The 1,486-nt window shown below is 68.6% G+C and carries 2 protein-coding genes; both read right to left on the bottom strand.

The features are described from left to right. Positions 1 to 470: alpha-E domain-containing protein (locus U4Y91_RS36495; RefSeq protein WP_185735556.1), on the bottom strand; the 470-nt coding region annotated here is incomplete at its 3' end. A gap of 65 nt (positions 471 to 535) precedes the next feature. Further along, positions 536 to 1,486 (bottom strand): circularly permuted type 2 ATP-grasp protein (locus U4Y91_RS36500; RefSeq protein ID WP_321809114.1); only part of this gene is annotated, 951 nt, incomplete at its 5' end.

The raw sequence follows: 1,486 nt of genomic DNA on the forward strand, positions 1-1,486 counted from the left end.
ATCTCGTTGCGCAGCATCGTGCTGTAGAAGCTGCCGAGGATCAGCGCGGTTTCGCGCTTCACTTCGTCGAGCACCGCCGGCAGCCCGCTCTCCGGCACCGGCTGCGCGAGCGCCTGGCGCAGCGCGAGCCAGGCGCCGTTCACGCTCTCCCACGCCTCGCGGGTGAGCGCCGTGCGCACCATCCGCGCGTTCGAGCGCGCGGCCTCGATGCACGACAGCACGCTCGACGGGTTGTCGCGGTCGCGCAGCAGGTAGTCGGTCACGGTATCGGCGGCATAGGCGTCGTACTTCTGACGATAGCCGTCGTCCGCGCCCGAGCTGACCAGCACCGACGACCATTCGGCCGGCGCGTCGGACGTGCGCGTGAGCGCCATCCGCAGCCCGGCATCGACGATGCGCGCGATGTTCTCCGCGCGCTCGATATAGCGGTACATCCAGTAAAGACCGCTCGCAGTTCGTCCCAGAAGCATCTCGTGTCCACTCCGTCTTCGTTCGGTTCGCGCGCCGGCTGCCGGCGCGCGCGGTCGTGCCCGGCTCAGTCGGCCAGCACCCAGGTGTCCTTGGTGCCGCCGCCCTGGCTCGAGTTGACGACGAGCGATCCTTCCTGCAGCGCGACGCGCGTGAGCCCGCCCGGCGTGATGCGGATCCGGTCCGACACCAGCACGAACGGCCGCAGGTCGACGTGGCGCGGCGCAAGGCCGGCTTCGGTCAGGATCGGCGTCGTGGACAACGCCAGCGTGGGTTGCGCGATGTAGTTCGCGGGACGCGCGCGCAGCTTCGCGGCGAACGCCTCGAGTTCGGCCTTCGATGCGCACGGCCCGACCAGCATCCCGTAGCCGCCCGAGCCGTGCACTTCCTTCACGACCAGTTCGTCGAGATGGTCGAGCACGTATTTCAGGCTGTCGGCCTCGCCGCAGCGCCAGGTCGGCACGTTCTCCAGCAGCGCCTTGCGGCCCGTGTAGAACTCGACGATCTCCGGCATGTACGAGTAGATCGCCTTGTCGTCGGCGATGCCGGTGCCGGGTGCGTTCGCGATCGTGATGTTGCCGGCGCGGTAGACGTCCATGATCCCGGCCACGCCGAGCACCGAATCGGGGCGGAACGTGAGCGGATCGAGGAACGCGTCGTCGACGCGGCGGTACAGCACGTCGATCGGCCGGAAGCCTTCGGTGGTGCGCATCGCGACGCGGCCGTCGACCACCTGCAGGTCGCTGCCTTCGACGAGGTGCACGCCCATCTGGTCGGCGAGGAACGAATGTTCGTAGTACGCGGAATTGTGGATGCCGGGCGTGAGCACGGCGATGGTCGGGTTGTCGGCGTTGCCGCCCGGCGGGCACACCGCCGCGAGCGACTGGCGCAGCATCTGCGGATAGGTCTCGACCGGGCGCACCTTGACCTGCTGGAACAGCTCGGGGAAGAGCTGCATCATCGTCTCGCGGTTTTCCAGCATGTACGACACGCCCGACGGCGTGCGCGCGTTGTCCTC

This window comes from Burkholderia sp. BCC1993 (genome assembly GCF_905339865.1).
Lineage (GTDB): Bacteria > Pseudomonadota > Gammaproteobacteria > Burkholderiales > Burkholderiaceae > Burkholderia.